Source organism: Bartonella krasnovii (genome assembly GCF_003606345.3).
GTDB lineage: Bacteria > Pseudomonadota > Alphaproteobacteria > Rhizobiales > Rhizobiaceae > Bartonella > Bartonella krasnovii.
This window is the reverse complement of record NZ_CP031844.2, coordinates 1,702,305-1,723,189: the sequence shown is the minus strand read 5'-3', so window position 1 is coordinate 1,723,189 and position 20,885 is coordinate 1,702,305. Positions and strand designations below refer to the sequence as shown.

The window sequence follows — 20,885 nt, the reverse complement described above, 5'->3', positions numbered from 1 at the left end:
TTGAGAATGTCTTCCTATTTAGGGGGGAGGTTTTTGTCTTTCTCCTCCAGGTTATAAGCAATTGTTTTTACATAAGAAAATATTCTTTATATTTTTTAAAAACGTTTTTTATAAAGATAAGTTAGGCTGGAAAAGGCTTACATAAGACTGAAACCTCCCCTCTCGTTTTCATAACTTAACCCTCTATTTTTATTGAATTTTTTTGGGCATTGTTCAATTCGAATCAACTGAAATGAAGTTAAAAATGCACTGGAGTTTACAATACTATGGAGGTGACAATGCTAAAAAAAATATTGTCTTTTTTTACGGGGACTGAAAGCGTAAAAAATTCTCAAGGAAATACACCGATGAATGGATCGATATTGGAGCAGCCTGTGGCGGATGAGGTGGTGCGCAAATCGTTTAGAGGGAGCGTATTATCGTTTTGGTTAAAATTTGAATTTATCATTGTGATGGAAAAGGTCAAAATACGGCGTCCTGAGCGCTCTCCATAAAGAAACCTTGCTCTCTATTGCTTTGTGAAGGATTTTTCTTGAAAAATTGGCGCCATGGTAAAACCCTCTCTATGGCATAATATGAAAAGAATATCTTATGATTTATCATGATGAAAATGCGAAAAAAAACGATTGTAGGGCGTGGTTACTTTGGAAGAATTTGTCGCTCGTACAGATGATGAGCGATATTTCAGTTTATCGCTTATCAGTGGACATGATGAGCAGCAGCTTTTGTTTTATGGTGATGGTGGTTATGCTCTTAATTGGATCGTTTAAATCAAAGGGGGAATTTAAATGATGAAACATGACAAAAGGAGTAGGAAACCATTCCTGCGTTCTCTCCTTGCGGGAAGCGGATACCGTTACTGATGCCCGTATATGTTTTCCTATATATGCTTATTTTTTTAAAAAGCCAAAGGTGTAAAGGGGGGGAATGTTTAAACATAAGAGCAACAGCCTTATGAAATTCTTCCTCTGATAACCTTGGGACGCCATGCGAGTGAACTAAGATGGTTTACCGAAACGGTTGTCGCATAATTGCACAGAATCCATGTTTTTTAGGTTCTATTAGAGATTGTCAAGCATAAGCCGCAGGATTATTGGGGTGCGATTTTGTTAAAAATGGCAAAACCGTACCATTCCCGTAGCGTTTTTCCTTCTTAGAGAGCACTCAAATAGGACGTTTTTTTCAAAGTTCTGGTAAAATCAAATCATGTGGAAAATCGCACCTAAAAACTTGTCGAATGCGTAGTGCTGATTTGAGCCGATGTTTTATATGTGAGGGGGATAAGGCGTATTGAGATCTCAAAATGTCTCATGTTCTTGCTATGAGGCGTGATCATGTTCCATCACACTATGCGGTTCTTTAGGGTGATAGATCTTTTGAAAGAGTGAGCGGGGGAGACGTTGTATTTTTATTTTTAGGTATGGTTGATCATTCAACAGTGATTGGTTCCCTTACTTAATCCTCTGATCACTTTTCTGCCGTCAGTTTCTATCAAAATATTGCTGATAAATACAGAGAAGCAAAACAATAAAATACGGTACTGGTTGTTTTGTTGTTTCTCTCTCCTTTTTAAGAGGAGGATATTGATAACAACATTAAATCTGCAAAGGCATAAAAAACAGAGGGAGATTTTACAAATAAAAGATTGTTTCATCCTCTTTAACGTTTAAGGAGAAGTTTGATGAGAAGATGATGTTTGTGGATGCGTGTTAAAGGGATGATTTTTTTCCTGTTCTGGACGTTTTGTGCTAGGGCGTTCTTTTGCTGCAGAAGCCCACGCGCTATGCGGTGTTTTTTAAGGGAAAGTATGCTGTGCTGCGTGGGGGAATTCTTTTTGGGAATTCTTTTTATTTCTTGTAGCCTGAAAGAATGCCTTTTGACGTAATATAGAGGCTCATAAGGGTGAAAAGGAGGCTTGCAACCACATTCCAACCGGCAAATGAAAGAAAAAGAAAACGTGTGGGGGCTTCTGAACAAGACGGAGGGTGAATGTTGTTTAATTGATTAAAAAGCTGGTTAATGTCTGAGGTTTTTCGCGCAGCATTTAAACCACAACTGAGAGGCGCTTCCCAAAAGCCATATTCAACACCGGCATGATAAATGGCTAAAACAAGGCTGATGCTCATTAAGACAAAAACACATAAAAATAAAAGTTTTATCCAAGAAGACATGCGAAAAAAACATGCTCCAAAACCTGCTAAGAGCAAAAATGGTATGGCCCCGTAATAGGGAAAACGCTCGATTAGACATAAATCGCAAGGCAGATACCCATCAAAATGTTCAAAACCAAGGGCGAGACCTACGGTAGCAGACAAGCAAAAAGCGAGAAAAAAAGCCCATAAACTTTGCTCTTTTCTGCTGGGTTCTAGATGAAGATGCTTGTTTAAAAGGGAATGGGAAGACAAAACACATGCCATTGAGTTTGTTCCTTATAAAAGCTGCTTGTTTAAAAAAACTATGAAAATCCCATAAATTAAAAGGAGACTAACACATCCCATGAGGATAATCCATTTGAAATGCTGTCTTAGAAAATTCATTGCTTTTTGTCCAAAATGTTTAATCAACCATGCGAGAAGATAAAAACGAGCTCCTCGGGAAAAAATACAAATGAGAATGAAAAGTTCAAGATGGACATTCATCACACCTGCCAAAATTGTGACAATTTTGATGGGGGGAAGGTGAAAAAAACCTGATGTTATCAGTAAAATAATCAGAAATTGCAGGGTTGCATTGTTTTTTAGAGATTCAAAACTTTCAACTTTACCGTAAAATTCTAAAATGGGTTTGGCAAGGGTGTCATAGGCAAAATGTCCGATAAACCAACCGGCAATGCCTCCTAAAACAGAACAAATCGTTGCAATCAAAGCATAGCGATAAACCCGATTTTGACGAATAAGCAGCAGTGGGATATATAAAATATCTACGGGAATTGGAAAAAAAGAACTTTCAATAAAGGCAATGAAACCAAGCCAATGTGGTGCTGTACGCCGATTTGCTAGAGAAATCGTCCAAAGCTTTAATTTGTTTAATATCATGCGTTTTTTATAAATTTAAGTGGTAAAAACTTTACAAATGAGTTTGCTATAAATGAAATTGCTATAAATCCGATAAAAAAAATATTCCATCAAACAGAGAAGAAAATGAGAGAAATTCTTAAAAAATCAAAAGTCTGCTGTTGACGAATCTATCCTTCTTCATATAGTGCAAAGAGATAATCGACAAGTCTGTCTTTTATAGCTCTGTCTTTTATAACACAAGTGCGGGTGTGGTGGAACTGGTAGACGCGCCAGACTCAAAATCTGGTTCCGAAAGGAGTGTCGGTTCGAGTCCGACCACCCGCACCACTTTGATGAAGATTTCCCTTTATCGATCAAGACTTTCACTTTACTTTGTCATAGGGCAATCATATTTTTTGTAAAATATTGGGATTTATCAGGCGTATTCATTCTTTTGCTTGTTGAATGAACGACCTCGAAGATTAGAGGGCTCTTATTTTTAAATCTATTGATCCCCAATCAGCCAAAATTTGTCTCTTGCACATTTATCGTGCGTGTGTATCGTGCGGCTGTAGCGGTCGTAGTGGTCGTATAAGTCGGATGCACTCGCGTGTCGTAAAATTGTACAAGAAAACATCCCTTTTCATGAATCTTATTAGGTGCGAAGGGACATCTTTAGAGGGGACATATCCTTGGAGGGGACAAAGGAATAGGAAGCTCCCAGCGTGCTCTTTGATGAAGGGTAAAGAGGGCGCACAATAGATTTTGTTTTTAGATTTTATTTGTCATAGACGTTGTGGCGAAATAGATTTGAGGATACAATATTTTTTGAAAATATGCTCGCAAATGAGCAGGTGTGTTTTGTATGGGGGCAGGGTTTGGTTTGGAGCGTTCTCCTATGACATGAGAGGTGTGAGCCCGAATGTGGATTGAGAAACAAAAGTGTGAGGCCTATGTGTAAGCCTCCACTCTTTAAAAGATACTGTTTGGCTTTTGCTTGCCGAAAGCAGACGTTAAAGGAGAGAGGGTAAGGCTGGAAACGGCTTTTCACAAATATTTTTTTCATCTTTATAATTTCATATTCTTCTCTAATGTGTTTTTCTCTAATCAGATTATCTCTTTCGTTTCAGGTATAAAACAAACAGAGAGAGGCAATATCCTTGTTCCATTCTGGCTTAGAACAGTTGTAAACAGCGTCATCTAAAGTGGGGTGATAGAAGGTAAGCCGTTTCAGTATTGTTTTCAGTGTGTCTTGAATATTCAGGTGGGAATTTTCTCATCATGTTTTTAAGGTTTAAGTGAAACCCATGAAATGGGAAGTCAAGAGTTGTTGTTTCTTTATAAACCGACATGAGATTTTAAAGGGGAGTAAGATCTTTGTTTTTTAAAAGATAGGGCGCGAAGTAAATTCCCGTGATCCTATCAAGTGATCTTACTTGAGGGAAAGGGAAGTGATCGGTGAATTGATACTGAAAAAACTGGATTGTTTATCGCCGAAGAAACATGCCTTTGGGAGAGGTGAAGAAGAGGTTGAAAAATGAACATACAAGCTTCTCTTCTATGCGGCTGTTACGTTATCATCAGCTGTTGCTCTTGATGCGCAGTATGTATCTTTGTTTTAAAGAAATATCAGTGCTCTTACTTATTTCATGCAATAGTCGTGAGGGGAAAGCTCTTATGTTTTTAATGCATTCTCTAAAAGGGAGAGGTGAGAAGAACTTGCAAAAAGCTGCACTATTTTTGCAATCCTTTGTTGACAGTTGAGCACTGGTTTTTAGAGCCTTTGTTTCTTAAGGAGGAGAGAGGCATGAAAAAAAACCCTGTTAAAAACAGGGTTTTTTAAACCTTTCATTTTTTTTAAAAGACATTAGAATTTATAAGCGATGCCAAGGCGAAAATTATGCGCTTGATCGCTTATTTTAAGTTCATCATTTGCAAATTTCTTTTTAAAAAAATCTGTATAACGATATTCTGTACGCATGATAATGTCATCGGTCATGGCAAGATCAAAGCCACCACCAATTGTATAACCAATCATTGTTTTTGTTTTATCAAACACTTTGCCAGAAGCAAATACCGTTGAATCTTCATGCGATTTTGTTAAAAGGGATAGGATATATTGCATCTGTGTGTAGGCAACACCCCCTGCAATATAAGGCATAAGACGATGGGAAGCAAAACCAATGCGTGCGCGCAAAGCGCCCCCCAATTTTTCTTTCAATGTTACACTGCTCACAATAATGTCATCAGCGTTGGGGATTGTTTCATCCTGATTTGCAGGTTTTAGAATAGAAATCCCAGCTTCTTGAAAGGTTGCGTTAAGAGTGTCTAATTTATCGAGAATTTTCTTGCCATTATCCGTTTGGGTGTCTTTCCGACCAGACCAGACTACATCTGTATCAACACTGATAATAAGGTTACTTCCTAAATCAATATTAGAACCTACATAAAAACCGCCAATAAATCCCGATGGTTTTGGTGCTAAATCTCTGTTGACCAAAGCCCATTTTCCGCTCATCGTTTCTGGTGCATAATTTAAACGGCTCTTATTGGAAACATGTCCAATTTGTCCCCCAAAATAAAAACCAGACCAAGAAAAAGGCGTAGAAAAAGTCACTGGCGCAATCCTTGGGGCTAAACCACTTGACGATGAAATATTCGGTGTTGATGGCTGAAACATTACCGTATCGGCTGCTTGCACTGTTGAAGCAGTCATAAAAGTGAAAAGAGAGAGTGCAATTAAACATTTTGTATTCATAAAACGTCCCCAATTTATTTCAATTACATAATATATTATGCATAAATTAGTTAAAAAAATCTATAAATAATTTCATTATGAAAAAATAAAAAATACAAAAAATCTATAATTTTTCAGTGTTAAGCGTTTTTTAAAAAACATATTTATCTTACGACTTCATAATAACTATCTTAATTTAAATGATTTTTTTGATTTATTCTTTCAGTGTTCTCTGTATTATATAGAACATTATGGTGTAATAAATAAAATTTTATCTTGTTGAAAAATATTATTTTATAGATAAAAAATACTTTTTATTATTTATATATAAATACATTATCCATAACGATTGTTATCTTTGTGCCTAATATATGCTGAATATCAATATCCTTTGTCTTTAAAAAGGGTAGGGAGAGCCCTTTCCATTCTTTGCCGCTTTTCAGTATTGTGAGTGCCTTTGTATAACGATAGCCTTGGGGATTTAAGAAAAAGCCCCCCTTTTTTTTCAGTTGTTTTTTATCGATATGCCATGCTTACTTATGACAATCCAAGCGCATCATTTGGATTGATTCAATGAAATATTAAAAAGGGGGGATATTTAAAAAGGGGGGATATGAACAATAACAGGGGGTAAAGGGGGGGCGTGTTTTTCCGGTTTTCTTTCATGTAAATTTTCATTCAGGAAAAATTATGAACCATTCTTCTCGTTCGTTTCAGCCAGAGTAGGGATGAGATCCTAAAGGTCAAATATCATTGGCAATTTTTTAATGAGAGCAGTTTTAAAGGGATTAGCGTATGGAGTTAGGCATTTGAGGAAATGGAGAAGGATGCCATGATGCGCGAGCACTTCAAATTGAGTGCGCGTTGTTTTAAAGGATATTCTTGAGAGGGCGTTGATTGTTTTGAGTAAAGGTAAGGTCAAAACCTTGTGGAACCTTGTGTTTTGTTCCAATAGCTGTTGCTTCTATTGAGAACTTCTATTATTACGCCTCATAAAAAAGGCAAGCTGGTTTTCATCATACACTTGAGCTTGTTCTAAAATTGGGGTTTGTTCTAAAATGTTGTGAACTATCCTTTAGTTCTTCTCGACGGTTCATGAGAAGTATTTTGAGTCTTTTCTTACTATAATTTTATGTCATAGATACATCTCGATTGTGTGGTGCAAGAAACATGGCTAATATAAATGGCTTTAAAATGAGAAAATCTTACGGGTATTTAGGACTCTCATTCAAGTTAAATAATGAGATATTATCATTATAAATCAAACTATATTTTCATCAGAGCTAAAATGGAGATGAGAGCCTAAAATAAACACTGTGGGCAACGTTTATCGGGGTGTGATACACCCCGATGGCTTTGATGGATAAGGTTGAAGAAGTTTGCCTCTTCTTTATTGGCTCCTTTATTGAGGAGTGATCATCTTTTTTAAGGTCAACCAGCCGGTCATAATCTTCTCCTAAAAACGCTTGGCTTTGAGGGCTTGAAGTGCGCAAAGTCGTATCATTTTTATGTGCTGCTTTGGCAATTCTAGCTACTTTTTCATCGCCAATTTTGGGAGTAAGCGTTTCTTTGGAAAGAGCTAAAATGGAGATGAGAGCCTAAAATAAATACTGTGGGCAACGTTTATCGGGGTGTGATACACCCCAATGGCTTTGATGGATAAGGTTGAAGAAGTTTGCCTCTTCTTTATTGGCTCCTTTATTGAGGAGTGATCATCTTTTTGGGGTCAACCAGCCGGTCATAATCTTCTCCTAAAAACGCTTGGCTTTGAGGGCTTGAAGTGCGCAAAGTTGTATCATTTTTATGTGCTGCTTTGGCAATTCTAGCTACTTTTTCATCGCCAATTTTGGGAGTAAGCGTTTCTTTGGAAAGAGCTAAAATGGAGATGAGAGCCTAAAATAAACACTGTGGGCAACGTTTATCGGGGTGTGATACACCCCGATGGCTTTGATGGATAAGGTTGAAGAAGTTTGCCTCTTCTTTATTGGCTCCTTTATTGAGGAGTGATCATCTTTTTGGGGTCAACCAACCGGTCATAATCTTCTCCAGAAACGCCTGCTTTGAGGGCTTCAGTGCGCAAAGTTGTATCATTTTTATGTGCTGCTTTGGCAATTTCAGCGGCTTTTTCATAGCCAATTTCTGGGGCAAGAGCTGTGACTAACATAAGTGAGCGCTCCATGAGAGCGTGAATATGAACGCGATTGGCGCGTAATCCTTGAATGCAATGCATATCAAAAGAACGCATGCAATCCCCAAGAAGGGTTATCGATTGTAAAACGTTATAGCCAATAACAGGTTTATAGACGTTGAGTTCAAAATGCCCCTGACTGGCGGCAAAGGTTACACTGGTATGATTGCCAAAAACTTGGGTTGCAACCATGGTCATGGCTTCACACTGGGTGGGGTTAACCTTGCCGGGCATAATAGAGGAGCCGGGTTCATTTTCAGGCAAGTTGAGTTCGCCTAAGCCGGAACGGGGACCAGAACCTAAAAACCGAATGTCATTGGCAATTTTAAAGAGATCAGCTGCTAAGGCATTCAAGCTGCCATGGAAATGTGCAAGAGCACCATGATGCGCTAGCGCCTCAAATTTATTGTGTGCCGTCTTAAAGGGTATTCCTGTGAGGGAGCTGATTGTTTGTGCAAAGGCAACGTCAAAGCCTTTCGGGGCGTTGAGCCCCGTTCCCACAGCCGTTCCACCTTGAGCAAGCATTTGAACATCAGCAAGGGCTGTTTCAATACGATGAAGATTGGCTTCCAGCGCGACCCGATAACCTGAAAATTCTTGTGCAAGCGTTAAGGGGGTGGCATCTTGTGTATGGGTGCGTCCAATTTTGATGATGTCGGCAAATTCTTCTTCTTTTTTCTTGAAAGTGGTAATGAGCGCTTCAAGAATAGGAAAAAGATGTTGGCGTGTTTGCAGCGTGGTGGCAATGTGAAGTGCCGTGGGAAAGGAATCGTTGGAGGATTGACTCATATTGACATGGTCATTGGGATGAACGGGCTTTTTGCTTCCCAGTTTTCCCCCCAAAAGCATGCTGGCATGGTTGGCGATCACTTCATTGACATTCATATTGCTTTGTGTCCCTGAGCCTGTTTGCCAAACAGAAAGGGGAAAGTGCTCATCGAAAGCTCCAGAGAGAACTTCATCAGCTGCTGTGACAATCGCTTTGCCGATCTTGGGAGAAAGTTTGCCTTTGTCCATATTGACAAGGGCGGCTGCTTTTTTCACAAGGCTTAGGGCGTAAATGATGGTAAGAGGCTGCTTTTCACTGCCAATATTAAAATTATGCAGAGAACGTTCAGTTTGTGCTCCCCAATAACGATCTTGGCGTACCGAAATCGTTCCAAAGCTATCCGTTTCCTGACGTGTTTCAACCATGATAAGATCCTTTATTTGTTTACGGGTTCTTAAAAAGCTAGATAACGCAAAATGGCAAGAAGAAGCAAGACGTGGAAGTTTTATTTATAGAGAAATTATTTTATGGCTATCCTTGACATTGAGAAAGGCCGATTTTATATCTTGGATAGTGTTAGCACTCACACTCATAGAGTGCTAGCAAGAACTTTCTAAGATTAATGCAATTATGTTCAGTTTTAAGGATTTAAAACATGGCTAATATACAATTCCGCCCACTTCACGACCGTGTCGTTGTTCGTCGGGTTGAATCTGAAAATAAAACCGCTGGTGGGATTATCATTCCTGATACAGCAAAAGAAAAACCACAAGAAGGCGAAGTGATCGCTGTTGGCAATGGCGCTCTGGATGATAACGGAAAGCGCGTGCCTTTAGAAGTCAAAACAGGGGACCGTATTTTGTTTGGAAAATGGTCTGGAACTGAAGTCAAGATTAATGGGGAAGACCTCTTAATCATGAAAGAATCTGACATTATGGGAATTATGGGCTAATTGAAGGTCCTTCAATTTTTCATTGTGTACTATTTTGAAAAAACTCCAAGGAGAAATTAAATGGCTGCTAAAGAAGTCAAATTTGGCCGTGAAGCGCGTGAGCGTTTGTTGCGCGGTGTCGACATCCTTGCTAATGCGGTTAAGGTGACACTCGGCCCTAAAGGGCGCAATGTGGTGATTGATAAATCATTCGGTGCTCCGCGCATAACAAAAGATGGTGTGTCCGTTGCAAAGGAAATCGAACTGGAAGACAAGTTCGAAAATATGGGTGCGCAAATGTTGCGCGAGGTTGCTTCTAAAACCAATGATATTGCTGGGGATGGAACAACAACGGCAACTGTTTTGGGACAAGCGATTGTGCAAGAAGGGGTTAAGGCTGTTGCTGCAGGCATGAACCCTATGGATCTTAAACGCGGGATTGATGCGGCTGTGGATGAAGTGGTGGCTAATCTTTTCAAAAAAGCCAAAAAAATCCAAACTTCAGCAGAAATCGCGCAAGTTGGAACCATTTCTGCCAATGGTGCTGAAGAAATTGGTAAAATGATTGCTAACGCCATGGAAAAAGTCGGCAATGAAGGCGTCATTACCGTGGAAGAAGCTAAAACAGCTGAAACAGAATTGGAAGTTGTGGAAGGAATGCAGTTTGATCGTGGCTATCTTTCCCCTTACTTTGTCACAAATGCTGAGAAAATGGTTGCGGATCTTGATGATCCTTATATTCTCATTCACGAAAAGAAACTGTCTAATTTGCAATCCTTGCTGCCTGTTTTAGAAGCGGTTGTACAGTCTGGAAAACCCCTTCTTATCATCGCTGAAGATGTGGAAGGTGAAGCTTTGGCAACGCTCGTGGTCAACAAGTTGCGTGGTGGTTTGAAAATTGCTGCTGTAAAAGCGCCAGGCTTTGGTGATCGCCGTAAAGCAATGCTTGAAGATATCGCTATCTTGACATCTGGGCAGGTGATTTCTGAAGATGTAGGCATTAAGCTTGAAAATGTCACTTTGGATATGCTTGGTCGTGCAAAGAAAGTGAATATTTCTAAAGAAAACACCACCATTATTGATGGTGCTGGACAAAAGGCTGAAATTACTGCACGCGTTAATCAGATTAAAGCGCAAATTGAAGAAACAACTTCTGACTATGACCGTGAGAAATTGCAAGAAAGATTGGCTAAACTCGCTGGTGGTGTTGCTGTTATCCGTGTGGGTGGTGCAACAGAAGTTGAAGTGAAAGAAAAGAAAGACCGTGTAGATGATGCGTTGAATGCAACACGGGCAGCTGTGGAAGAAGGTATTGTTGCTGGTGGTGGTACCGCATTGTTGCGTGCAGCAAGTGCATTGACCGTTAAGGGTAGTAACCCTGACCAAGAAGCGGGTATCAATATCGTTCGTCGTGCTCTTCAAGCGCCTGCGCGTCAAATTGCAACCAATGCTGGTGAAGAAGCGGCTATTATCGTTGGCAAAGTGTTGGAAAATAATGCTGACACATTTGGTTACAACACCGCAACGGGTGAATTTGGTGATTTAATTGCTTTGGGAATTGTTGACCCTGTGAAGGTGGTCCGTTCTGCTCTTCAGAATGCAGCTTCAATTGCTAGCCTTCTGATTACAACAGAAGCAATGGTTGCTGAAATGCCAAAGAAAGAGGCTCCAATGCCTCCAATGCCGGCTGGTGGAATGGGTGGAATGGGCGGAATGGATTTCTAAGCTCTTTTCCCTAGAGAGAATAAAAAACGGGTCTTTTCGGCCCGTTTTTTTTGTCTATTTCTTTTGTTTCTTACGCTCTTGAAAGGGATTTCCTTTACATAGAAAAGAAGGCTCCAAACGCCTATCTCTAGTGGTCTATCTCTACGACTCTTAATGTACTACGGTCCGTGATGTTTCCAAGAGCAGCCGGTCATCTTTTATCCCTTTTATTTTTATTTTGTGCCTTTTTCCCTACTCGTTATTTTTCTTATAAAGCACACATTCTTATGGCTCACTTTACAGTTACACGTTTTTACGATTTTACAAATTTACATAAAACAGTCGGGAAGAGATTTTGCGCTTTCAAGCCGATTTTGCGATGGGGGTGGTGCTGTGGTGCGAGGCTGGTGCGTGGTGCGGGGTTGGTGTGTGGTGCGGGTTGGTGTGTGGTGCGCGGGGTTGGTGCGTGGTGCGGGGTTGGTGCGTGGTGCGGGTTGGTGTGTGGTGCGAGGTTGGTGCCGTGGTGCGGGGTTGGTGTCGTGTTATTCCCAAACTCTCATGCTCTTGATAAAGCACACACCCTTTATTTTTACAGTTACACGTTTTTACGATTTTACAAATTTACATAAAACGGCAGGGAAGAGGCTTTGCGCTTTCAAGCCGATTTTGCGATGGGGTTGGTGTGTGGTGCGAGGTTGGTGCCGTGGTGCGGGGTTGGTGTCGTGGTGCGAGGCTGGTGCGTGGTGCGAGGCTGGTGCGTGGTGCGAGGCTGGTGCGTGGTGCGTGGTGCGTGGTTGGTGTGTGGTGCGGGGTTGGTGTGTGGTGCGGGGTTGGTGCGTGGTGCGGGTTGGTGTGTGGTGCGGGTTGGTGCGTGGTGCGGGGTTGGTGTGTGATGCGGGTTGGTGCCGTGTTATTCCCAAACTCTCATGCTCTTGACAAAGCGCACACCCTTTATTTTTACAGTTACACGTTTTTACGATTTTATAAATTTACATAAAACAGTAGGGAAGAGACTTTGCGCGTTCAAGCCGATTTTGCGATGGGGGTGGTGCTGTGGTGCGAGGTTGGTGCCGTGGTGCGAGTTGGTGTCGTGGTGCGAGGCTGGTGCGTGGTGCGAGGCTGGTGCGTGGTGCGGGGGTTGGTGTGTGGTGCGGGGTTGGTGTGTGGTGCGGGTTGGTGTGTGGTGCGGGGTTGGTGTCGTGGTGCGGGGTTGGTATCGTAATGCGGGGTTGGTGTCGTGTTATTCCCAAACTCTCATGCTCTTGATAAAGCGCACGCCCTTTATTTTTACAGTTACACGTTTTTACGATTTTACAAATTTACATAAAACAGTCGGGATTCGATAATCATCATCCCAGTCATCATCGCTCTCAAAGCCTGTTGATTGGTATCATTCTTCTTCAAACAATTGACAGGTGTAAAATAAGATACAAAATACACTATAGCCTCTATGACTCTCAATGTACCACGGTCCGTGATGTTCCCAAGAGCAGCCGGTCATCTTTTATCCCTTTTATTTTGTGCCTTTTTCCCTACTCGTTATTTTTCTTATAAAGCGCACATTCTTATGGCTCACTTTACAGTTACACGTTTTTACGATTTTACAAATTTACATAAAACGGCAGGGAAGAGGCTTTGCGCTTTCAAGCCGATTTTGCGATGGGGTTGGTGCCATGGTGCGAGGCTGGTGCGTGGTGCGGGGTTGGTGTCGTGGTGCGGGGGTGGTGTCGTGGTGCGGGGTTGGTGTCGTGGTGCGGGGTTGGTGTCGTGGTGCGGGGTTGGTGTCGTAGTGCGGGGTGGTGGTGCCGTGGTGCGGGGGGTGGTGCCGTGGTGCGAGGTTGGTGTCGTGGTGCGAGGTTGGTGTCGTGGTGCGAGGGTTGGTGTCGTGGTGCGGGGTTGGTGTGTGGTGCGGGGGTTGGTGCTGTGGTGCGGGGGGTTGGTGCCGTGGTGCGGGGGGGTGCCGTGGTGGGGGGGGGGTGGTGCCGTGGTGCGGGGTTGGTGTCGTGGTGCGGGGTTGGTGTGGGGTTGCGGGGGGGGGTGGGGGGGGGGGGGGTGGGGGGTGGGGGGGGGGTGTGGGGTTGGGGGGTGGGGTTGTGGTTTGGGGGGGGGGGTGGGGTGGGGGGGGGGGTGGGTGTCGTGGTGCGGGGTGGTGTCGTGGTGCGGGGTGGTGTCGTGGTGTGGGGTGGTGTCGTGGTGTGGGGCGTGGTGTGTGTGGTATAATGTTCCCACGAAGTGTATGGAACTTATAGGGGACGGTTTTTATGATTCATCAAAGATGGAGGTGAGTATTCTTTAGCGTAATACGATTTCTGTTGTTCATGGATGCGTTTATTGAAAAGAAAACTCTTTAGAATGGTTTTAAATGCTTCGCAATGGTATGGATAGTGAAAATAAAATTTTCTGTATATCAATACGTTGTTTAAAGAGGTACTGTTGGTATGTTTGTCTTTCCAGACTATTTTTTTCCTATCAGCTTAAGTTTCTTCCTTATGGGTTTTAAAAAAATATCTTTTTATGCCGATAGGATTTTTTATGCCGATAGAATTAATGTCGCTATAATGCCCAAAAATTCATTGTATAATAGCGTTTGTGAAGCGTGAAAACTTCTCCATGAGACGTGAAAAATCATCAATAACACCTTCCCGTGTTATTCAAAATAACGGATGTTTTTTAAAGATGGAACACGTCTCATGTTTTATTATTTATTTTAGAGCTGAATATTCGATTCTTGTGTAAAAATACTTGCCAAGGAATCCATAATCCGTGAAAAATCAAGCGCTAATAGAAAAATGATGAATATAACCCACTTCGTATAGCGTGACATCACTTTTATACTTTTATAAGTCATGATGATTTCTTGGAGAATTTCTTTTTCCTTTTCTGTAAGTTCTGTTTGTTTTCTAGCCATGTTTCCACCCACACAAGCCTTCCCCTTGTTTGTTATGCTTTAAAATATCTCTGGCGAGATTTGAACTGATGTTCGTAAGATCTTTTTGGTCTAAATAAATGGGCATCCAACCAATGCAGGATGAAGGCTCATTGATTGTTTTTATCGCGCAACCAGTTGTTAAGAGCAGCGCGCACATCAGCATCATTTTTTTGATTAATTTCATTTTCTACCTCTAGCCGTATTGTTGATGACTTTAGCATTTTTTCTGTTTGCTTTTGCTGTTCAAGCTTCTTTCCAAGCCTAAAAGCTTTTGCTAAAGCGATAAAAAAAGCGGTCAGAGCCGCTCCTGTGATCATCAAATTTTTTTTCATCCAGCCCATCATAAGCGTTGCTCCCGAAAGCGTTTTGCGACAAAGAAAATGCCAAAACAGGCGGCTAAAACCATAATGGTTGCCAAAGCCCATTGCACTGGACCATTGCCTGCCAATAAGCCTCCAAGTCCAGAAAAAGAACCAATAATAGGGGAGAGTGCTTCTGCTTTGAGAAAACCCATGGGTTCTTTTGTTTCAACAGTTTGATAATTGGGGGAAACATAAGCTCCTTTTGCCCATAAGCCCGCTTCTGCTGCACGACGGTGCACAAGACCGTGAAGACGTTTCCCACCTGCTTTCGTCCATTTTTGTAATTCAGCAGGGACGGCTTCATATTCGTTGTTATTGAGTTTTTTGAGCAGGGTTGATTTGCAAAAAGCCACTATTCCTACATTATAGCAAAACGATACAAGTGCAGCGAACTGTTCATCTGTTAAGGAAACCGTCACATTTTTTGCAACGGCATTTTCAAATTGTCTTAAATCTCGAGAAAGAATTTCTTCGGCTTGTTTTTCCGTGATGATCATACCCTTGTGAACAAACGGTTTGCCAGCCGTACTGGTATGGCCATAGCCGATTGTCCAAACTCCAATGGTATCTTTATAGGCTTCTAAACGCAATCCTTCCCATTGTTTAATGAGTGCAAGCCCTTCTGACGATATTTTTCTCATTTGCTTCTCCATAAAATAAAGCCTCACATGAGTGTGAGGCTGGTTGACAGATTAAAAATGAATTTTTTCACGCTTCAAGAATAGAAAAGGCGTAAAATTTTGATGAAATCAAAAGGTTGGTCATGACATTTCCAGTGGACCTGCCAAAGGGGATATTACAGGGGGGGATATTCCAAGGGGGGAATGCTTGGTGGGGGGTGGGGGCGATGTGTGCTCATTGCTGTGGGAGGGGGGCTGTGGGCAGGGGGGCTGTGGGCAGGGGGGCTGTGGGCAGGGGGGCTGTGGGCAGGGGGGCTTGTGCGCAAGGGGGCTTGTGCGCAAGGGGCATGGGGTTCGAGTGTAGAGGGAGCTTGTATGAAACGCTAGAAGCTATTGCTCGTGCGGTAGGACTGATATGATAACATGGGGCATGTTCATTGTGGTGTTGGGGAAGGTGCTGGTGTGGTGGATAGTGTTGGGGGAGAGTGGGTGGTGATGCGGGTTAGGGGCTCAAACTTTTTGTATAAAGGGATATGGCGTGTCATATTTTTCTCTTTTGGGAAAAGGATAGTGGTGTAAAAGAATAAGGTGTTTTGTGAAGGAAAAGAGGGGGTGTTTTCCTTTGGCGGATGGTGAGGATTGGTTTTGAGATTTCCTCTGTGTGCTGGTTTTTTTTTAAGGGTGTCTTGTTGGTGGGGGCTGGCTGTTGATTGAGCTAGGATTAAGTGTATTCCATTGCGGTTATTTGATCCGATGGCATGAAAGTGCTTGAGATGAAGTGATATTCTTAGAAAAATAAGCGTGGGTATAGGCTTTGATTGAAGACGAAAGCATTCAATATTTTACTCGTTTAGCGTTTTGTCTATCGACATCAAGGATTATTGCGAACAAGAGCTTTGGGGAGAACAAGAACTTTGGAATTTTGATGCAGTTTTAAAAGGGGCTGGTTGTGAGAGAACATTTGATAGGACAACAGCCTTTTGCTTTTAACAGACAAGTTGTTTGCTATTTTTGATTTATGAATGGAAAAGCCGCTTTGCTTATCGCAATCTTAGCTGTAAAGAAGCAGCGCTTTGTGCTTGATAAAGAGGGAATAGGGAAAAACGTCCATTACATCATCAAAGATTTGTATTCCGTTGCTCTTTTCCTATGTTGTGAAACAGAAACAGTTTTTTCCCCTTCTTCCTTTAAGTTTTTTTCAAACCTTTCGGTTATAGTTTCCCCTTTTTTGTTGATTTTTTCATGGGCGGCTTCTGGATTGGCTTTGAGATACTGTTCGAGGCGTCTTCGCCCTTGCACATGTTTGTATAAACGGGCGGGAAGATAGGAATCTAACTTTTCAGGAGGTAGAGGTGTATCTGGTTCGCATAATACACCTTTAACATTATCCTTATGCAGTCTTTCTAATTTATGCGCTTCGACATAAAGTTTTTTGGCAAGGCTCAAACTAAACATCCCACATTCAGAAGAGCTTCGCTGAATATCCATTTCTGCTATAGCAAAAGAACAGTTGGACAATTCATGTGCCTTCATGGCCAATTATGTTCTTAATGCTAGCACTGCTGGTTTCATATTGTTAAGTGTTGTCGGTTCAAAAAATACCACGGACGTTTTGTCATCGATGGTTTGGTGATCAATTACTGAAAAATGGATTCCTCTATCCTTTGTATAAATGATAAATCTAGAAGATTGAATGCCGTTTTCGAGTGTGTCTTTTAGTGCGAGGGCAAAGTGGTGAGATGACGGTACCAGTTGAAGATGCATTTCGGGATACTTGCTATTTGCTTGTTCTATCAAGGCTGACATCAGTTGAAGATCTGTACTGGCATAATCAGCTGTGAACCAACGGCCAGTTAAGATGTCATCTTCTAAACCCGCAATAATAGCTTTTAACTTTTTACGATCGAAAGGGATATTTTTTCCTTTGGCGCTGTTAGAGTGTTCTAAATGTGTTGCAAGATTTTTCGTAGGATCATTAGCACTTGCACCTTCTGGTGTTGGTGAGGAGCGAGGGGAGGATAAATCTTGTGGTTTCATACGATTAACCTTTATACTGATGATCGATAGGCAATATTATTTTCTTACATTCTGACCAAATGATGTTTTTCTCTTAATAGATAAGTTGTTTGCTATTTTTGATTTATGAATGGAAAAACCGCTTTGCTTATCGCAATCTTAGCTGTAAAGAAGCAGCGCTTTGTGCTTGATGAAGAGGGAATAGGGAAAAACGTCCATTACATCATCAAAGATTTGTATTCCGTAATCCTTTTTTTGTGGGGGGAAACAGAAACAGTTTTTTCCCCTTTTTCCGTTAAGTTTTTTTCAAATCTCTCTGTTAGAGTTTCACCTTTTTTGTTGACTGTTTCATGGGCGGCTTCTGGATTGGTTTTGAGATAGTGTTCAAGACGTCTTCGCCCTTGTGCATGTTTGTAAAAAGTGGTTGGAAGATAAGAATCTAACTTTTCAGCGGGTAAAGGTGTCTTGGGGTCACATAAAACACCTTTAACATTATCCTTGTGCATTCTTGTTAATTTATCAGATTCAAGATGAAGCTTTTTGGCAAGGCTCAAACTAAACATCCCACATTCAGAAGAGCTTCGCTGAATATCCATTTCTGCCATGGCAAAAGAATAAGGAGGGAGTGGAAGGCTTGCAAGGGTTTGATTTATTTTTATTCCTAGTTTCCAAGCACTGATATTATTGAATGTTGTAGGTTCAAACATGATCAAAGATATTTTATCATCAATAACCTTATAATCCATCGCTGCAAAATGGATTCTGCTTCCCATATTGACGATAAATTGAGAAGATTTTGCACCACTTTCGATTGTTTCTTTGAGTGCGTGGGTAAGTTTTTCAGCTGTCAGAGCTAATTTGAGATTCAGCCCTGGATATTTCCTGTTGGCTTTTTCGACGAGAGCCGGCATCAGTCTAATATCGGTATCTTCATAATTAGCAAAAGTCCAATAGCCTGTAACGAGATCATCTTCTAAGTCTGCAATAATTGCTTTTAATTCTTCAGAGCTAGGGGGGCCATTTTCTTCTTCTAGGGCGTTTTTTTGTAAACGGGCAATAAGGCTTTCTAAGGATTCATCGGTACTTGGATCTTCTCGTGTATGCCCGCTTTCTTGCGCATTTGCCCCTTCTTGTGTGGGGTATGAACGAGGAGGAGATGAATCTTGTGGTTTCATACGATTAATCTTATCTCTTGATAATTGATCAGCAATATTATTTTCTTACATTCTGACCAAATGATGTTTTGGAAAAAAAACACTTGTCTCTTGAAGATTAAAAGAAAAAATCATTTTTGTGATCTTTTTATAAGAAGACTTTTAAAACCAGAAGCTTTCTTTGTTTAAAAAAAATCTGTGTGTTTTTACAGCTGTAAAGTCTGTAAAAATTGGAGGGGGTTTGCATATGTTTGCAATGCTATTTTTATATTTTAAGTTTTTTTCTATTGCCGGGCTCATTTCCATGAAGAGAGGACAGCCTTTTTTAACAGTTCCCCGTGTGAAAAAATGATATCATCCCAAAGAACCATTTGCCAACAATGCCTATTTTTTCAACAAATATTCCCTGTGGATTCTTTTCCGCAAAAAAGATCATTTTCATCCTCTGCGATCAAATTATATTGCTATGCTCGTAAAAGACTGTCCTTTGAGAGTGTCTGTTTCTTAAAGATCTATTGTGACGTGTTTTTTAAGGTGTGGGGGCTCTTTTAAAGCTGGTTGGTCGTAGGCAGCTTTAAGCCCCGCAAATCGGCTGGAAGGGGTAAGCGCGTTCTGTGGTTCTCAAGGGTTCCTTGGCTTGAAAGGCGCCATTTCTTTACAAAGTAATGTGGGTTTACTTCAACTCCTTTGAGATGTCGGGCTTTGCAGTGTGGGGTGGCTCAAAATGTACTGTGCATCAACACAGATCGCTGTGTTTAGCTTATTGCTGTTTGTGTTCTTGCTCAGCGTTTTTGAGATTCCTTGTATTGGTGGTTTTAGTTTTTTAAAGGGGGTGGGTGCTTTATGAGAAGGGGCGTGGAGCCAGTTTTCTTCTGAATATCTCAAAAGACTGCTATGCGTGCGATAAAACAAAGGCACTTAAAAAGACAGAAGTAAAAAAAAGATGAAAGCTATTTCCAAACAGTTAATTTTTTACTCTTCAAACAGTTACCCCCCTAAACAGTAAAACTTTATACAACGCTAGGATATTGTTTCTATTTTATGTATTGCTCCTATACATTGTTGCAAAACATACTGTTGTATAACAGATTTTATTAACAACCTCTCACAACACAAAAATTTTATGGTCATTTAATGGATTTAACGGTCATTTAGTGATGAAATCTAGATGCAATACCCCCTTTACCGCACCTGTCATTAAATACGATTTTTCATCTTCTGTCAACAGAAAAACAATGATTTTTCCTTTTTTATCCTGGAAATAAAGCGATACGAAAAAAGCGCATTTATAGGATGTATCTGGGGTTATATTGGGAAAATATATTGCCTTATATGGGAAAGTTTTTTGATATGATTTTTTGATGGGGCAAAGAACATTCTTTTGAGAAAGGAAGGGAAAGGTGTATGAGGGGAGCGGCTTTTTACAACAGAGGTTTTTTTTGAAGAGAGGGACGGGTTTGTTCATGCTCGTAAAACACTCTCCTTTGAGGGGGTATGTTTCTTAAAGATCGATTGTGATGTGTTTTTTTTAAAGCCGTGGGGGCTCTGGCTGGTTTGTTGTGCTTTAAGCTTACAACTCCTATTAACAAGGGAAAGCCTTGTTGTTTTCACGTGCAATTGAGGTTTATTTTTTTTAACGGGTGTAGGGCTTTAGATGTTTAACCTTTGTGAGGGGGAAAACGAAGGGTGTTTCTTAGCGAATGCTCTTTTGGCTGGAACAGTCAAAATGTTTATAAAGGGCATCAAGAATAAGGCGTAGTGAGTCAACAAGCGTTGGTAGGGGCTGATCTTCACTTACAAGATATTGTAATGCCGCATGAAAATTGTGTTGACGATGCAGATTTTGTGCTTCTTTAATCGCTTCTTGCATCGCTTCATAGCGTTGCGTTGCTTTTTCAACCCATTGATTTTTTGCTTTCTCATCAGAGGCGCTATGCTTAAAGCCGTCATAATAGCCGTTTGGTAAACCTTTGGCACATAAATAGTCGTTTCTGGTTTGTAAGTATTGTTGCGCCGTGTCATATTGCTCTTGACTGATGCCTGATGAATCCCCTTTATAGCCAAGCAAACAAAGACGCCCAATATAGGACCCTACAAGTGGATTTTTTGCTTCTTGTAAGCTTAAACCAAAGCGTTTTGCACGCATTTCAATGGCTGATTGAGATGCTGATTGAGAGGGTGATTTTCGAAGGCCTTTGGCACGTGAAATACGGCCATTGGGCTCTCTGAGCTTGCCTGTTATTTTCGGTCTACCGCGTTTTTTACCTATTTTCATGAATTTACCATTTGAATGAAAAAGAAACTGTCTATTGCGGGGGACAGGATTTGTAAAAAGCACTTGAAAAAATATTGAGGGAGAAAATACAAAAGAGCAAAAATACGAGGGAGAGAAAATACCGGGGGATATGAGCTGTTGCAAAGCCAAAAAAGAACGAAGTCTTTAAGTGTAAAAGTAACGTGGTGGGGTACAAAAAATCAT

General features: G+C 41.0%; 17 protein-coding genes, 1 tRNA gene and 2 pseudogenes. 9 read left to right on the top strand and 11 right to left on the bottom strand.

Annotated elements, in window-relative coordinates; translation table 11 throughout:
- The first annotated feature begins 278 nt into the window (after positions 1-278).
- Both D1092_RS07355 and D1092_RS10060 read left to right on the top strand, forming a co-directional pair.
- Entirely contained in the window at positions 279-494 is a 216-nt protein-coding gene (locus tag D1092_RS07355; RefSeq protein ID WP_120121138.1) for a hypothetical protein, read from the top strand.
- Positions 495-644: 150 nt separating this feature from the next.
- Complete coding sequence (locus tag D1092_RS10060) at positions 645-770, top strand: hypothetical protein (protein WP_277623151.1); 126 nt, start codon at positions 645-647, stop codon at positions 768-770.
- 1,077 nt (positions 771-1,847) lie between these two features.
- Here the strand turns inward: D1092_RS10060 and D1092_RS07345 are convergent.
- Positions 1,848-2,417: a disulfide bond formation protein B gene (locus D1092_RS07345; protein ID WP_120121136.1), complete on the bottom strand. Its 570-nt coding sequence runs from the start codon at positions 2,415-2,417 to the stop codon at positions 1,848-1,850.
- 12 nt (positions 2,418-2,429) lie between these two features.
- A complete protein-coding gene (locus tag D1092_RS07340; RefSeq protein WP_120121134.1) occupies positions 2,430-3,035 on the bottom strand; it encodes a YqaA family protein in 606 nt (201 codons plus the stop codon).
- A gap of 224 nt (positions 3,036-3,259) precedes the next feature.
- On the opposite strand from D1092_RS07340, the gene D1092_RS07335 reads away from it, so the two are divergent.
- Positions 3,260-3,344 (top strand) — tRNA-Leu (locus tag D1092_RS07335).
- Between the two features lie 1,519 nt (positions 3,345-4,863).
- Here D1092_RS07335 and D1092_RS07330 read toward each other — a convergent pair.
- The 3 genes and pseudogenes from D1092_RS07330 to fumC (D1092_RS07315) form a co-directional block, all read right to left on the bottom strand.
- On the bottom strand, positions 4,864-5,754 hold the full coding sequence (locus tag D1092_RS07330) for an outer membrane protein (protein ID WP_120121131.1): 891 nt from the start codon (positions 5,752-5,754) through the stop codon (positions 4,864-4,866).
- A gap of 1,677 nt (positions 5,755-7,431) precedes the next feature.
- Positions 7,432-7,590, bottom strand: a pseudogene (fumC, locus tag D1092_RS07320) (class II fumarate hydratase); the annotation flags it as partial.
- A 136-nt stretch (positions 7,591-7,726) separates the two neighbouring features.
- The gene (gene fumC, locus D1092_RS07315) at positions 7,727-9,115 is read right to left on the bottom strand and encodes a class II fumarate hydratase (protein ID WP_120121125.1); all 1,389 of its coding nucleotides are present in this window, start codon (positions 9,113-9,115) and stop codon (positions 7,727-7,729) included.
- Positions 9,116-9,345: 230 nt separating this feature from the next.
- Between fumC (D1092_RS07315) and groES the strand changes: the two genes are divergently transcribed.
- From groES to D1092_RS09565, 5 genes are all read left to right on the top strand, one after another.
- Complete coding sequence (groES, locus tag D1092_RS07310) at positions 9,346-9,642, top strand: co-chaperone GroES (protein WP_005774667.1); 297 nt, start codon at positions 9,346-9,348, stop codon at positions 9,640-9,642.
- Between the two features lie 60 nt (positions 9,643-9,702).
- The gene (gene groL / locus D1092_RS07305) at positions 9,703-11,346 is read left to right on the top strand and encodes a chaperonin GroEL (RefSeq protein ID WP_120121123.1); all 1,644 of its coding nucleotides are present in this window, start codon (positions 9,703-9,705) and stop codon (positions 11,344-11,346) included.
- Positions 11,347-11,721: 375 nt separating this feature from the next.
- Positions 11,722-12,261: a hypothetical protein gene (locus D1092_RS07300; RefSeq protein WP_148255695.1), complete on the top strand. Its 540-nt coding sequence runs from the start codon at positions 11,722-11,724 to the stop codon at positions 12,259-12,261.
- Between the two features lie 79 nt (positions 12,262-12,340).
- The gene (locus tag D1092_RS07295; protein ID WP_148255694.1) at positions 12,341-12,547 is read left to right on the top strand and encodes a hypothetical protein; all 207 of its coding nucleotides are present in this window, start codon (positions 12,341-12,343) and stop codon (positions 12,545-12,547) included.
- A gap of 413 nt (positions 12,548-12,960) precedes the next feature.
- Positions 12,961-13,545 (top strand): hypothetical protein, encoded by a 585-nt coding sequence (locus D1092_RS09565; protein ID WP_167309320.1) that lies wholly within the window; start codon positions 12,961-12,963, stop codon positions 13,543-13,545.
- A gap of 487 nt (positions 13,546-14,032) precedes the next feature.
- Here the strand turns inward: D1092_RS09565 and D1092_RS07285 are convergent, their stop codons facing one another.
- From D1092_RS07285 to D1092_RS07270, 3 genes are all read right to left on the bottom strand, one after another.
- The gene (locus D1092_RS07285; RefSeq protein WP_120121115.1) at positions 14,033-14,233 is read right to left on the bottom strand and encodes a hypothetical protein; all 201 of its coding nucleotides are present in this window, start codon (positions 14,231-14,233) and stop codon (positions 14,033-14,035) included.
- Positions 14,234-14,361: 128 nt separating this feature from the next.
- Positions 14,362-14,598, bottom strand: a complete 237-nt coding sequence (locus tag D1092_RS07275) for a hypothetical protein (protein WP_120121111.1) — start codon at positions 14,596-14,598, stop codon at positions 14,362-14,364.
- Entirely contained in the window at positions 14,595-15,257 is a 663-nt protein-coding gene (locus tag D1092_RS07270; protein ID WP_120121109.1) for a lysozyme, read from the bottom strand. The genes D1092_RS07275 and D1092_RS07270 overlap by 4 nt, the downstream gene beginning before the upstream one ends.
- 183 nt (positions 15,258-15,440) lie before the next feature.
- Between D1092_RS07270 and D1092_RS09560 the strand changes: the two genes are divergently transcribed.
- Positions 15,441-15,623 carry a hypothetical protein gene (locus D1092_RS09560; protein ID WP_167309319.1) on the top strand — a complete coding sequence of 61 codons (183 nt, stop codon included), beginning with the start codon at positions 15,441-15,443 and terminating at the stop codon, positions 15,621-15,623.
- A 723-nt stretch (positions 15,624-16,346) separates the two neighbouring features.
- Here D1092_RS09560 and D1092_RS07265 read toward each other — a convergent pair.
- From D1092_RS07265 to D1092_RS07250, 3 genes and pseudogenes are all read right to left on the bottom strand, one after another.
- Positions 16,347-17,273 (bottom strand): annotated as a pseudogene (locus D1092_RS07265) (YopJ/AvrA family T3SS effector serine/threonine acetyltransferase).
- Positions 17,274-17,470: 197 nt separating this feature from the next.
- Entirely contained in the window at positions 17,471-18,427 is a 957-nt protein-coding gene (locus D1092_RS07260; protein WP_120121107.1) for a YopJ/AvrA family T3SS effector serine/threonine acetyltransferase, read from the bottom strand.
- A 1,672-nt stretch (positions 18,428-20,099) separates the two neighbouring features.
- Positions 20,100-20,681: a hypothetical protein gene (locus D1092_RS07250; protein ID WP_120121102.1), complete on the bottom strand. Its 582-nt coding sequence runs from the start codon at positions 20,679-20,681 to the stop codon at positions 20,100-20,102.
- Between the last annotated feature and the right edge of the window lie 204 nt (positions 20,682-20,885).